A 12,915-nucleotide genomic window follows, 5' to 3' on the forward strand; every position below is an offset into this window, starting at 1 on the left:
GCGCCACTTCCTGCGGGAAGGGCGCCGGCCTGCGCCGGATCAGCCGGCGTGGCGTGGCCCGGCCACGCGTGCGGCGAAGGTCGGCAGCACCAGCAGGGTCAGGGCGGTGGCGGTGATCAATCCGCCGATCACCACCGTCGCCAGCGGTTTCTGCACCTCCGCACCGGAACCGCTGGCGATGGCCATCGGAATGAAGCCGACGATCGCCACCAGCGCGGTGGTCAGCACCGCGCGCAGGCGGCTGCCCGCGCCGTCGATCGCCGCCTGCAGCGGCAGATCGCCGGCCTCCAGGCGCTCGCGGATCGCCTGCATCAGCACCAGGCCGTTCAAGGTGACCACGCCGGAGACGGCGATGAAGCCCACCGCGGCCGACACCGAGAACGGCATGCCGCGCAGCAGCAGGGCGAGCAGGCCGCCGACCAGCGCCAGCGGCACGCAACTGAACACCAGCACCGCTTCCTTGACGCTGCGCAGGGCCATGAACAGCAGGCCGCCGATCAGCAGGAACACCACCGGCACCACGGCCGCCAGCCGCCGCTCGGCACGCTGCAGGTTCTCGAACTGACCGCCCCAGGTCAGGTAGGCGCCCGGCGGCAACGGCACGTCGGCCACCGCAGCCTGCGCCGCACCGACGAAACCGCCCAGGTCGCGGCCGCGCACGTTGGCCTGCACCACCACGCGGCGGCTGCCGTTGTCGCGGCTGATCTGGTTCGGCCCTTCGCTGACGGCGATGCGCGCCACCGACGCCAGCGCAATCACCTGTCCGGTCGGCGTGGCGATCGGCAGCGCGGCCAGCTGGTCCGGATCGTTGCGCGCGGCATCGTCCATCCGCACCACCACGTCGAAGCGGCGGTCGCCCTCGAAGATCTTGCCGGCGGCGCGGCCGCCGATGCCGGTGGCCAGCGCGTCGCTCACGTCCGCCGCGCTCAGTCCGACCTGCGCCGCCGCCGTGTGGTCGATGGTCACATCCAGCGTGGGCAGGCCGGAGATCTGCTCCACCCGCACGTCGGCCGCGCCTTCCACTGCGCGCAGCTTCGATGCGATCTGCTCGGCCACCTTCTGCAACTGGCCGAAGTCGTCGCCGAAGATCATCACCGCCAGGTCGGTGCGCACGCCGGAGATCAGCTCGTTGAAGCGCAATTCGATCGGTTGGCTGAACTCGAAGCTGTTGCCGAGCTGCTGCCCCGCCAGCGCCTCCAGGCGGGCCACCAGCCGCTCCTTGTCCAGCGCCGGATCGGGCCAGTCCTTGCGCGGCTTGAGCACGATGACGCTGTCGGAGATGTTGGTCGGCATCGGGTCGATCGCCGCCTCGGCGGTGCCGGTCCGCGAGAACACCGTTGCCACTTCCGGCTGCGTGGCGATGGCCTTTTCCAGCGCCAGCTGCATCGCCAGCGACTGTTCCAGCGAGGTGGACGGCACGCGCAGCGCCTGCATCGCCACATTGCCTTCGTCCAGCGTCGGCATGAACTCGCGGCCCAGCAGCGCGAACGCGCCGACGCCCGCCAGCAGCATCGCCACCGCACCGCCGGCGACCGTGCGCGGATGCGCGACGGCGGTGCGGATCGCCGGCGCGATGCGCGTGCGCAGCGCGCGGAGCAGCCGCGTTTCGTGCGCCCCCCCGGCCGCATGCCCCGCGTCGTCCGGCAGCGGCGGCTCGCGCACCAGCAGCGCCGCCATCGCCGGCACGAAGGTGAAGGAAAACAGGAACGCGCCGACCAGGGCCAGCATGAAGGTGGCGGCCATCGGTTGGAACGTCTTGCCCTCCACGCCTTGCAGGGTGAGGATCGGCGCGAACACCAGCAGGATGATCAACTGGCCGAAGGCGGCGGGCCGCGCCATCTTGCGCGCCGCCTCGGCGGCCACGCCCAGGCGCTCGGCGGCGCTCAACCCGCGGCCCAGCGCGGCGCGGCGCTGGCCGAGCATGAGCAGGGTCGATTCGACCACGATCACCGCCCCGTCCACCAGGATGCCGAAGTCCAGCGCACCCAGGCTCATCAGGTTGCCGCTGATGCCGAAGCGGTGCATGCCGATCACCGCGAACAGGAACGACAGCGGAATCACCAGCGCGGTGATGGCGGCCGCGCGCAGGTTGCCCAGCAGCAGGAACAGGATCACCACCACCAGCAGCGCGCCCTCGGTGAGGTTCCTGGCCACCGTCTTGATGGTCGCGTTGACCAGCACGCTGCGGTCCAGCACCGGTGCCGCGACGATGTCCGGCGGCAGCGACGTGTTCACCTGCGCCAGCCGCGCGGCCGCGGCCTGCGCGACGGTGCGGCTGTTGCCGCCGGCGATCATCAGCGCGGTCCCCAGCACCGCCTCGTGGCCGTTGCGGCTGGCCGCGCCCAGGCGCGGGGCGCGACCGGAGGCGACATCGGCCACGTCGGCCACGCGCACCACGATGCCGTTGCGGATCGCCACCGGCGCCTGCGCGAGATCGTCGGCGCTCAGCGCCAGGCCATCGGCACGCACCACCAGGCCTTCGCCGGCGCGCTGCACGAAGCCGGCGCCGGCCTGCACGTTGGCGCGCTGCAGGGCGGCGACCAGGTCGGCCAGGCCCAGGCCGTGCGCAGCCAGCCGCGCCGTGTCCGGATGCACCCCGTATTCCTTGACGTAGCCGCCGACCGTGTCGACGCCGGCCAGGCCGGGGCTGGAACGCATCTGCGGCGCGATGATCCAGTCCTGCACGGTGCGCAGATAGGTGGCGCGCTCCTGCGGCGTGCGCAGCAGCTCGCCGTCCGGCGTGCGGTAGACCTCCCCGGCCTGCCAGCCCGCCGCGCCCGGTCGCGCCACCCGCGCCGGGTCGAACGCGGTGAAGTCCACCGTCCACATCAGCACCTCGCCCAGGCCGGTGGTCACTGGCGACAGCCGCGGCGTCACGCCGTCTGGCAACGCCTCGGCCGCCTCGCGCATGCGTTCGGCCACCTGCTGGCGCGCGAAGTAGAGGTCGGTCGCATCGGTGAAGATCGCGGTGACCTGCGAAAAGCCGTTGCGCGACAGCGAGCGGGTGGCGGTCAGGCCGGGGATGCCGGCCAGCGCGGTTTCCAGCGGGTAGGTCAACTGCCGTTCGATCTGCTCCGGGGTCAGGGCCGGCGCCACCGTGTTGAGTTGTACCTGGCGGTTGGTGATGTCCGGCACCGCGTCGATCGGCAGCCTGCCCAACTGGAACAGGCCCACGGCGGCGAGCAGCGCGGCCAGGGCCACCCACCAGCCAGCGGTAGCGCACGGCGGTGTCGATCATGAGGTTGAACATGGTCGCCTCCTCAGTGGCCGTGTTCGGCGTCGCCCTTGGCCAGTTCGGCCTTGAGCAGGAAGGCGTTGGCGCCGACGATGCGTTCGTCGCCGCGCAGTCCGCCCATGATCTCGATGCGGTCGCCGGCGCGCCGCCCGACCAGCACCGGCTGCGCCTTGAAGCCGCCAGCGACCGCCACGAACACCGCGTTGCGGCCCTCGACGGTCTGCACCGCATCGGCGGGGACGCTGAGCGCGCCGTCCTGGCCGTCGGTGACGACCACGGCCGAAACCGGCGAACCGGCCGGCGGCAGGGGGGTATCGACCGGCATCGCGCGGATCACCGCGGCGCCGCCCGGCTGGCGCAGGTCGGCCGCCGCCGCCGTGACCTTGGCGGCGAAGCTGCCGCCCGCACCGCGCACCTCCAGCGGCATGCCGGGCGCGACCTGCGCCGCCAGCGCCGGCGGTGCGCTGAATACCAGCGCGTTCATCGCCGGATCGGCGACCTCGGCGACCACGCTGCCGGCGGCGACCACGCTGCCGGGCGTGACCTGCACGTTGCCGACGATGCCGGCCACCGGGCTGACGATGCGCACGCGGCCGCTGGCATCGGGCGCGCCGTTGGCGGCGGCCTGGGCCTGCGCGGCGGCGGCCTGGGCCTGCGCCGCCCGCGCTCGCGCATGCGAGGTTTCCAGCTCCTGGCGGGCGACCACGCCCTGTTCGACCAGGGCGCGGTCGCGGGCATGTGCCAGCCCGGCGGCCTTGGCCTCGGCTGCGGCCGCCAGGGCATTGGCGCGGAACACCGCGGCCTCGCCGCTGACCACGATGGCCAGCGGCTGCTGCGCCTGCACCGCGGCACCCGGCGCGACCAGCACGCGCTCGACCCGCCCGGTCACGGTGGAAGCCACCGAGGCGCGTGCGCCCACTGCCGGTTCGACCCGGCCGGCCAGCCGCACCGAGGCGCCGCCGCCGCGGCCGACCGCGACCACGTCCAGGCCGGAGGCGGCGATCTGTTGCGGGGTCAGCCGCACCACGTCGCCGGTTTCGGCATCCGCGTGGGCAGTGGCATCGGTCTTGGCCGCCGGTGCGTGGGCTGCGTCCTTGCCCTCGTCGCGATGGTCGTGCGCGGCATCGGCCGCCGGGGCGGCCTGCCTGTCGCCGGCGCAGGCGGCCAGCAGCAGCGCCAGCAGCACGCTGCCGGCAAGGGAGATCGAACGGGACAGGTTCATTGTGCCTCCATGAACGGCGCGCGCCCTTCCAGGCGGGCCAATGCGATTTCCGCCGCGACCCGTGCCAGGCGCGCGTCCACCGCGGTGCCGCGCGCGGCGATGAGCGCCGCGCGGGTGCTGCGCAGCTCCAGTTGTGCGATGCGTCCGGCATCGAAGCCGATGCGGGCCAGGCGGTAGGCCTCCTGCGCAGCGGCCACGCTCGCGTCGGCCGCGCGCGTGCGGCTGTCGGCGGCCTTCAGCGTGGCGAGCGCGGACAGGCGGTCGGCGGCGCTGGCGCGGCGTTGCTGCTCCAGCCGCGCCTCGGCTGCGCGCCGTTCGGCGCTGGCGGCACGGATGCCGCCGCGGTTGCGATCGAACAGCGGCACGCTGAGGCTGAGGCCGAGCGTGTAGGCGTGGGCGCGGTCTTCGCGCAAACGCGTCTGCGCGGCGGTCAGGCTCAACTCGGGCAGGGCGCGCTTGCGCTCCACCTCGACCTGGCGGTCGGCGGCCTCGGCTTCCGCGGCGGCGATGCGCACCGGCAGCGCTGCCGCCTCGGTCGCGCGCGGCGACGGCGGCGCGCGGTCGAGCAGGCCACCGTCGAGGGACTGCACCGGTGTGTCCAGCAGGGCGATCGCGGCCAGGCGTGCCAGCGCCGCGTCCCGGAACGCCTGCGCCTCGTCGAGTGCCGCGGTGGCCTCGGCCACTTCGCTGCGCGCCTGCACTGCGCGCAGTTGCGGCTCGCGGCCCTGCGCGACCATCGCCTCGACGGCGGCCGCGTCGTCGCGGATCAGGCCCAGCGCTTCCTCGGCCAGCGCATGACGGCGCAGCGCGCTTTCGGCCAGCGCGTAGGCCGAGGCCATCTCGCTGGCGGCCTCGCTGCGATGCTGCGTGCCGCGCATGGCGGCCGCGTCGGCGTCGGCGCGTGCCGCGCGGATGCGCGCGCCGCGTTGGCCCCACAGTTCCAGTGGTTGCGCCAGGGTCAGCGAGGTTTCGGCGCGGCCGGTGCCCGCATAGGTGCCGCTGCCCCAGGCGTTTTCGGTGGACCAGGACAGCGATGGGTTGGGCAGCGCCCGGGCCTGTTCGGCGCGCGCATCGGCGGCCTCGGTCAGCGCCGCGCCGACGCGGCTGCCGGGCAGTTGGTCGAGGCGTTGCAGCAAGGTGTCGTAGGAAGGGGCGGTCTGCGCCATCGCCAGCGCGGCCGGGACCAGGCCCAGCAGCACGGCGACGACCCGCCCGGCCGCGCGCGGCGGCCGACGTGTCGGAGTCGACATGAGCAAATTCCAGAAGTGAGGAAAACGGAACCCCGCGATCGCGGGACACGCTCAACTCACGCTCTGGGCGGGTGCTTCAATCCGTCCTGGACGACGCCCGCAGGGGAAGCGTCGACAGCCTGCATCCAGCGCGCCGGTCGCGGCGCGCCGAACACGGCGAGGGCGCTCGCCGGCAGGCTCAGATTCGAGTGGTGGCAATGGTTGTGGCTGCAGGCGCCGGCATGCTTGCCGTCGCTGTCCTCGCCATCGGCACGCGCCGCGGCGGGCGCGTGCACCGCGTCGGCCGATTCCGGCTCCAGCGCGCAGGCCAGCGCATCGGCCACCGGCACGACCACGAACGCCGCCAGCAGCAGCATCAGCAGGGAGGTACGCAGTGGACGGAAGAAGCGGCGCATGGTCCGGGCGAGGCTAGCAAGCGGCTTGCGCCGGATACAATAGCAACGCCTGCCTGGTCCATACGCCCGGACTTGCGCGCGGCGCCTGGTCCTGTGGACAACTTGCACAAGCCCTTGATCGCCTGCATAATGCGAGGCTCGCTGTGCCCGACGAGGTCGGGGCCGGCGGCCGGATGCGCGATCTCCGGCCGGCCTCTCCCAGCGTAACCGTTTGATTTCCCACGTCGCGTGGTGGCCGCAGGGCTGCCGGGGCCGCCGTCTCCCAGGCTATGGGCGACCAAACTACTATCGAGGTGCGCAATGTCCCGCGTATGCCAAGTGTCCGGCAAGCGTGTGCAGACGGGTAACAACGTCTCCCACGCCAACAACAAGACCCGCCGTCGTTTCCTGCCCAACCTGCACGAGCGCCGTTTCTGGGTCGCCAGCGAGAACCGCTGGGTCAAGCTGAAGGTTTCCGCGCACGCGCTGCGCACCATCGACAAGAACGGCATCGACACCGTTCTGGCTGAGCTGCGTGCGCGCGGCGAAAAGGTCTGAGGAGTAGAGCATCATGGCAGGCAAGCGCGATAAGGTCCGTATGATTTCCTCGGCCGGTACCGGCCACTTCTACACCACGGACAAGAACAAGAAGAACACCCCGGGGAAGATGGAATTCCTCAAGTACGATCCGGTCGTGCGCAAGCACGTCCTGTACAAGGAAGGCAAGATCAAGTGATCGGCTGATCCTCGGATCGCTGTTCACGCTGGACACGGAACCCGCCGCAAGGCGGGTTTCGTGCGTCTGGGGGATGGAAAACCCGCCACCGCTGCGGCCATGGTTGCGTTTGCCGGCGCAGTCCGCAGAATCGGGCGACCTGGGTTGCGAGGATCGCGATGCTGCCGGTCTGGTTGGAAGGCACGTGGCTGCTGGCGCTGGACTGGCTGATCCGGCTGGTGGCGCTGTTGTGGATCCCCACCCGCACCACGCCGGGCGCGGCGCGCAGCTGGCTGCTGCTGGTGGGCTTCGTGCCGTTGCTGGGGCTGCCGCTGTACCTGCTGCTCGGCCACCCCTGGCTGTCGCGCGAGCGCATCCGCCGCCAGGCGCTGGCCTCGCAGGTGATCCGTGAGCAGCAGGTGCCGCTGACCGCGCTGCGCTGGGCGCCGCCGGCCGACACCGTGGTCGCCGAAGTGGTGCCGCTGGTCGAGCGCCAGGGCGACTTCATGCCGACCCATGGCAACAGCGTCGAGCTGCTCGATCGCTACGCGCCCTCGCTGCAGGCGCTGATCGACGACATCGACGCGGCGGTCGAGCGCGTGCACCTGCTGTACTACCTGATGTTCGACGACGCGGTCGGCGATGCGGTGAGCGCGGCGCTGCTGCGCGCCGCCGCGCGCGGCGTGCAGTGCCGGTTGTTGCTGGATGCGCGCGGCGGCCGCCGCGGCCTGCGCCGCTACCGCAGGCGCCTGCATGCGGCCGGGGTCGAGGTGCAGGCGCTGCTGCCGGGCGGGCTGCGCTGGCGCCGCAGCGGCCGCATGGACCTGCGCAACCACCGCAAGATCGCGGTGATCGACAACCGCGTCGGCTACATCGGTTCGCAGAACCTGGCCGAGCCGCAGTTCGTGCCCGGCCATCCCAACCGCGAACTGGTGGCGCGCGTGCAGGGGCCGGTGGTGGCGCACCTGGAAGCGGTGTTCGCCAGCGACTGGTTCATCGAGACCGGGCTGCGCCTGAGCGTGGTCGCGCCCGCCTCCATCCACGGCGGCGGCGTCGCCGCGCAGTTGTTGCCCAGCGGGCCGGCGTACCCGTTCGAGAACGCGCGCGACACGGTCAACGCGCTGATCCATCTGGCGCGGCGGCGCATCGTCATGGTCACGCCGTACTTCGTACCGGACGAGGCCACGCTCAGCGCGCTGCGCATCGCCGCGCTGTCCGGGGTGGACGTGCAGTTGATCCTGTCCGAGAGCAACAACCAGCGGCTCACCGCGTGGGCGCAGGAAGCCTATTACGACGAGCTGCTGCGCAGCGGGGTCAAGATCGCGCTGTACCGGCCGTGCTTCCTGCACGCCAAGCACCTGAGCGTGGACGAGGGCATTGCCCTGGTCGGCTCGATCAACCTGGACATCCGCTCGTTCGCGTTGAACGCCGAGGTCGGCATGCTGTGCTACAGCGCCGCGGTGGTGCAGCGACTGCGCGCCGTGGAGGCCGACTACCTGGCCGACGCGCGGGTGCTGACGTTGCAGGACTGGCGCAAGCGGCCGGCCTGGCGGCGCAGCCGCGAAGGCATCGCGCGCCTGGCCGATGCGCTGATGTGACGCACGCCGATGACAGGCGCATGACGCGCTCATGCGCGATCGGTGCCGGCACATGCGCGACGGTTCTCAGCCATGGGCCGGCCTGGTGGGGGGCTTCCCTTACAATCGCCGCATGAATGAGTGTGTGCCCAGCGACCCGGTCGACGACGACTGCGACATCGCCATCGTCGGCGGCGGCGCGGCCGGCGTGCTGGTCGCCTTGCACGTGCTGCGCCAGGCCAGCACCGCGCTGCGCGTGCAACTGATCGAATCGCAGCCGGCGCTTGCGCAGGGCGTGGCCTATGCGACGCCCTGCGCCGAACACCTGTTGAACGTGACGGCCGGGCGCATGAGCGCCTTCGCCGACGCGCCCGACGACTTCCTCGACTGGCTGCAGCGGCAGGCGCTGTATCCGCAGCTGGCGCGCGCGGCGCTGGCCGAGGCCTACGTGCAGCGCCGGCATTACGCCGCCTACCTGCGCGCGCGCCTGCTGCAGGCGCAGGCCGAGGGACCTGCGCGCCTGCAATGGCGCCAGGCGCGGGTGCTGGCGCTGCATCCGCAGCCGACCGGCGGTCAGATTCTGCAATTGCACGACGGTGGTCAACTGCACGCTGGCGCCACCGTGCTGGCGCTGGGCAACAGCCTGCGTCCGCTACCGGCGCGCGGTGCTCCCAGTCTCGACGCGCCGTCGCGGATCGAGGCCTGGGACTACGCGCAGTTGCAGGCGATTCCGCGCGAGGCCACGGTGTGCATCGTCGGCTCCGGCCTGAGCATGGCCGACAGCGTGCTGACCCTGCTGGCCAATGCGCACCGCGGCCCGGTGCACGTGGTCTCACGGCACGCCTTGCTGCCGTTGCCGCACGCCGCGCATGGCGCGCCGGCCGACTTCGATGCGCAGGCATTGCTGGCGATGCCGTTGCGCCAGCGCGTGCGCGCACTGCGTCGCCATGCGGCCGCGGCACAGGCGCAGGGCCGGCCCTGGCAGAGCGTGATGGACCGGATACGCCCGCTGAGCCAGGCGCTGTGGCAATCGTTGTCGATCACCGAGCAGCGCCGCTTCCTGCGCCACGTGGTGCGCTACTGGGACGTGCACCGGCATCGCATCGCCGCGCCGGTGTTCGCGCAACTGCAGGCGATGCGCCGGGTCGGCCAGTTGCGCCTGCACCGCGCACGGCTGGACACGGTGTTCCCGGTCGGCGCCTGCGTACAGGTCAACGGCATGGGCGCCGACGGCGTGCCGCTGCAACTCGACGCGCACTGCGTGATCAACGCAACCGGCGTCGAACTGCGCGCGCAGACCATGCGCAATCCGCTGCTGCACCAGTTGCTGGGCTGCGGCCATGCACAGCCGGGGCCGCACGGCATCGGCGTGGGCAGCGCCGCCGATGGTGCGCTGCTCGACGCCGATGGCCACGCCGCGCCGCGTATCCGCGTGCTCGGCAGCCTGCGCATCGGCAGCCTGTGGGAAAGCCTGGCGATCCCCGAGTTGCGGGTGCAGGCGCAGCAGACCGCGCAGGCGCTGCTGGCGCTGGAGTTGTCCGCCACTGCGCACTGAGCACCGCCGCGTATGCCCGGCCGCAATTGCGCGCGGCGCAGCCGTGACCTCCTTTGTAGGAGCGGCTTCAGCCGCGACCCGGGATTTCGGTAAGGCCCATCGCGGCTGAAGCCGCTCCTTGTATCTGGACATGTCGCCCCTAAACAGGCGTCATGTCTTCCGACTGATCATCGGAGGAGGTGTGGGAGGTCCAGTCGCTCCTAAAGCTTCGAGCTTGCATCGTAGATCGGCTCCGCCCTCCACATGCTGGCCCTTGTGTGTCCGAACGGTATCCAGAGTCCGCCCCTGGGCGTGAACTCGCATCGACAAGGCAGGACCGGGCCCAGCGCCGATCATGACCCTGACACGATGGAGGAATCGCGTATGTCTCCCGTCATCGGCATCGACGTCGCCAAACGCAGTTTCGATGTGGCCATCGATCTGACCAATGGCAAGCACCGTACCAAGGCCAAGTTGTCCAACGATGCCAAGGGCTTCCAGGCCCTGCAGGCATGGCTGCAGACGCATGCGCAGCCCGATAGCTGGATCGCCATGGAGGCCACCGGCACCTACCACCAGGCGCTGGCCGAGTTCCTCCACGCACGCGGCTATCGGGTGTGCGTGCTCAACCCGGCGCAGACGGCCGCGTACGCGCGCAGCCAGCTCAGCCGGGTCAAGACCGATCGCAGCGATGCCAAGCTGATCGCCAGTTATGCCTTGCGTCACCGCGAGCAGTTACGCCGTTGGCACCCTGATCCGCCGGCGCTCAAGCAGCTCAAAGCGCTGGTGCGCCGGCGCCAGGATCTGCAACAGATGCTGCAGATGGAGCGCAACCGGCTGGACGTCGCTCCGGCCCAGGTGAAGGACTCGATCCAGGTCCATCTGGCCGATCTGCAACACCACATCGCCCAGATCGAGCAGGCCATCGATGACCATATCGACCAGGATCCGACCTTGCGTGGGCAGCGCGAACTGCTGGTGAGCATCCAGGGGATTGCCGACACCAGCGCGGCCTTGATGCTGGCCGAGCTTGGCGATGTGAGGCGCTTCGCCGATGCCTCGGCGGTGACCGCCTTCGCGGGCCTGAATCCGTGCCTGCAGGAGTCGGGCGAGCGCAAAGGCCACGTCTGCATCTCGCGCACCGGCTCGCCCCGCCTGCGCGCGGGCCTGTTCATGCCGGCCCTGGTGGCCATGACCCACAACCCGATCATCCGGACGCTGAAACAGCGACTGAGCGAACGCGGCAAAGCCGGCAAGCAGATCGTGTGCGCCGCCATGCGCAAGCTCCTGCACCTAGCCTACGGGGTTCTCAAATCCGGTACGGCGTTCGATCCGAAAAGGGGCCTTGCCTGCTAGGGGGTAAGACGGTATCTACAGGGGCAGGGCCTTTGCGTCGTTTCTAGCCACGGCCGGCTGCAGGCGGGTCTCCTATCGCGATCACAGGCCCCCATCCACTGCGTCTTGCGGCGTGCGCCCGAGCAGCAGGCAGATCGCGATCGCCGCCAGCGCGGTGATCGCCGCCAGCACCCGGGTGAGCGTGCCGAAGGCCGCGGCGTAGGCCGAGCGCAGTTGCGCCGCGGACAGCGCGCCCTCCTGCAAGGAGGCCGACAGATCGCCGGCGACCAGCCGCTGCGCGGTGTCCGCCAGAGCGGCGTGCGGCAGCAGCGGTGCGACGGCGGCCAGCCGCACCTGCACCAAGGCCGCGAGCAAAGCCGCCACGCTGGCCAGGGCGATGCCTTCGCCGGCCACGCGCAGCGTGCCGAACAGGCCGGCGGCCATGCCGGCGCGTTCGGTCGGCACCACGCTGACCGACAGCGCATCCATCAGACCCCAGGGCAGGGCGGTACCGGCACCGATCAGCAGCAGCGCCGGCAGCGCTTGCGCAGGTGGCCGCGCGCCCAGCCAGCACAGGCCGGCCGCGGCCACCGCCAGTCCTGCCGCGGACAGCCAGGCCGGGGCGATGCGCTGCGCCAGTGCGGCAGCCAGGCTCGGCACCAGCAGCATCGGCGCCGACAGCGCCAGCAGCGTCAGACCGGCGCTGGCGGCGGGCGCGCCATCCACGCCGATCATGCGCAGCGGCAGCAGCACCAGCAGCACCACGTAGCTGTAGCAGGTGGCGACCGGCAGCAACTGCACGCCGACGAAGCGCGGGTAGCGGAACAGGCTCAGGTCCAGCAGCGGATGCCGGCGGCGCCGTTCGATCTCCACGAAGGCGAACAGCAGCAGCGCGGCGGCACCGAGCAGGGCCAGCGTCGCGGCGCTGCCCCAGCCGCTGTGCGGCCCCTGGATCAGGCCGGCGGTGAACAGCGCCAGCGCCGCGCTGAAACACAGCGCGCCGGCACGGTCGGGCGGACCGGCGGCCGGATCGCGCGAGGCCGGCAGCCAGCGCGCGGCCAGGGCCCACGCCAGCGCGGCGACCGCGGCCACGCCGAAGAAGATCGCGCGCCAGCCCAGCCGTTCGCTCAGCGCGCCGGCGGCCAGCGGGCCGAACGCCAGGCCGGTGCCGAAGGTGGTGCCGAGCAGGCTGAACGCGCGCGTGCGCGCCGCGCCGGTGTACAGCTGCGCCAGCGCCGCGGTGCCGGCGGCCAGCGCGGCGGCGGCACCGACGCCCTGCAGCGCCCGCCACAGGTCGATCGCCGCGACGGAGCCGGCCACCGCCACCCCCAGGCTGGCGCTGGCGAACAGCGCCAGGCCGACGAGGAACACCCGGCGCCGCCCTTGCCGGTCGGCCAGCGCACCGGCTGCCAGCAGCAGGCTGCCGAAGCTGAGCATGAAGGCGTTGGTGATCCAGGCCAGGGCCAGTGCGCTGCCGCCCAGGGCCGCGCCGATCGCCGGGGTGGCGACGGCACCGCCGGAGAAGTTCAGCGGCAGTGCCAGGGCGGCCAGGCACACTGCGGCCAGGGCGGCGCCGCGGCGCGGCAGGACAGTGGAATCGGGAGGCGAAGCGGCGGTCATCGGAGCGGCTCTTGCGGCGGATGTCGGAATGCCACTAGAGATAACGGGGCGGC

9 protein-coding genes and 1 pseudogene are annotated in these 12,915 nt (G+C 71.9%); 5 read left to right on the top strand and 5 right to left on the bottom strand.

Going from position 1 to position 12,915, the window contains the following annotated elements; translation table 11 throughout:
• Positions 1 to 39 precede the first annotated feature (39 nt).
• The 4 genes and pseudogenes from AC1G9L_RS01100 to AC1G9L_RS01115 form a co-directional block, all read right to left on the bottom strand.
• A pseudogene (locus AC1G9L_RS01100) lies at positions 40 to 3,250 on the bottom strand (efflux RND transporter permease subunit).
• Positions 3,251 to 3,260: 10 nt separating this feature from the next.
• A complete protein-coding gene (locus AC1G9L_RS01105) occupies positions 3,261 to 4,457 on the bottom strand; it encodes an efflux RND transporter periplasmic adaptor subunit (protein ID WP_481070040.1) in 1,197 nt (398 codons plus the stop codon).
• Complete coding sequence (locus tag AC1G9L_RS01110; RefSeq protein ID WP_481070041.1) at positions 4,454 to 5,707, bottom strand: TolC family protein; 1,254 nt, start codon at positions 5,705 to 5,707, stop codon at positions 4,454 to 4,456. Before AC1G9L_RS01110 ends, AC1G9L_RS01105 begins: the two co-directional genes overlap by 4 nt.
• 56 nt (positions 5,708 to 5,763) lie before the next feature.
• The gene (locus AC1G9L_RS01115) at positions 5,764 to 6,102 is read right to left on the bottom strand and encodes a hypothetical protein (RefSeq protein ID WP_019800916.1); all 339 of its coding nucleotides are present in this window, start codon (positions 6,100 to 6,102) and stop codon (positions 5,764 to 5,766) included.
• A gap of 300 nt (positions 6,103 to 6,402) precedes the next feature.
• On the opposite strand from AC1G9L_RS01115, the gene rpmB reads away from it, so the two are divergent.
• From rpmB to AC1G9L_RS01140, 5 genes are all read left to right on the top strand, one after another.
• A complete protein-coding gene (rpmB, locus tag AC1G9L_RS01120) occupies positions 6,403 to 6,639 on the top strand; it encodes a 50S ribosomal protein L28 (protein ID WP_010342733.1) in 237 nt (78 codons plus the stop codon).
• Positions 6,640 to 6,649: 10 nt separating this feature from the next.
• Positions 6,650 to 6,817, top strand: coding sequence for a 50S ribosomal protein L33 (gene rpmG / locus AC1G9L_RS01125; protein ID WP_169411268.1), 168 nt, complete (start codon positions 6,650 to 6,652; stop codon positions 6,815 to 6,817).
• Positions 6,818 to 6,975: 158 nt separating this feature from the next.
• Positions 6,976 to 8,394, top strand: coding sequence for a cardiolipin synthase (gene cls / locus AC1G9L_RS01130; RefSeq protein ID WP_481070042.1), 1,419 nt, complete (start codon positions 6,976 to 6,978; stop codon positions 8,392 to 8,394).
• Between the two features lie 112 nt (positions 8,395 to 8,506).
• Positions 8,507 to 9,928, top strand: coding sequence for an FAD/NAD(P)-binding protein (locus AC1G9L_RS01135; protein WP_481070043.1), 1,422 nt, complete (start codon positions 8,507 to 8,509; stop codon positions 9,926 to 9,928).
• A gap of 363 nt (positions 9,929 to 10,291) precedes the next feature.
• The gene (locus AC1G9L_RS01140; RefSeq protein ID WP_481070338.1) at positions 10,292 to 11,263 is read left to right on the top strand and encodes an IS110 family RNA-guided transposase; all 972 of its coding nucleotides are present in this window, start codon (positions 10,292 to 10,294) and stop codon (positions 11,261 to 11,263) included.
• Positions 11,264 to 11,344: 81 nt separating this feature from the next.
• Here the strand turns inward: AC1G9L_RS01140 and AC1G9L_RS01145 are convergent, their stop codons facing one another.
• Positions 11,345 to 12,862 (bottom strand): MFS transporter, encoded by a 1,518-nt coding sequence (locus tag AC1G9L_RS01145; protein ID WP_481070044.1) that lies wholly within the window; start codon positions 12,860 to 12,862, stop codon positions 11,345 to 11,347.
• Positions 12,863 to 12,915: the final 53 nt, after the last annotated feature.

The sequence above is a fragment of the Xanthomonas sp. NCPPB 1132 genome (assembly GCF_056629235.1).

What these genes read in the sequence shown, in the direction of transcription:
- AC1G9L_RS01105 (WP_481070040.1), bottom strand. Translation starts at nt 4,457, where the DNA reads ATGAACCTGTCCCGTTCGATCTCCCTTGCCGGCAGCGTGCTGCTGGCG.
- AC1G9L_RS01110 (WP_481070041.1), bottom strand. Translation starts at nt 5,707, where the DNA reads ATGTCGACTCCGACACGTCGGCCGCCGCGCGCGGCCGGGCGGGTCGTC.
- AC1G9L_RS01115 (WP_019800916.1), bottom strand. Translation starts at nt 6,102, where the DNA reads ATGCGCCGCTTCTTCCGTCCACTGCGTACCTCCCTGCTGATGCTGCTG.
- rpmB (WP_010342733.1), top strand. Translation starts at nt 6,403, where the DNA reads ATGTCCCGCGTATGCCAAGTGTCCGGCAAGCGTGTGCAGACGGGTAAC.
- cls (WP_481070042.1), top strand. Translation starts at nt 6,976, where the DNA reads ATGCTGCCGGTCTGGTTGGAAGGCACGTGGCTGCTGGCGCTGGACTGG.
- AC1G9L_RS01135 (WP_481070043.1), top strand. Translation starts at nt 8,507, where the DNA reads ATGAATGAGTGTGTGCCCAGCGACCCGGTCGACGACGACTGCGACATC.
- AC1G9L_RS01140 (WP_481070338.1), top strand. Translation starts at nt 10,292, where the DNA reads ATGTCTCCCGTCATCGGCATCGACGTCGCCAAACGCAGTTTCGATGTG.
- AC1G9L_RS01145 (WP_481070044.1), bottom strand. Translation starts at nt 12,862, where the DNA reads ATGACCGCCGCTTCGCCTCCCGATTCCACTGTCCTGCCGCGCCGCGGC.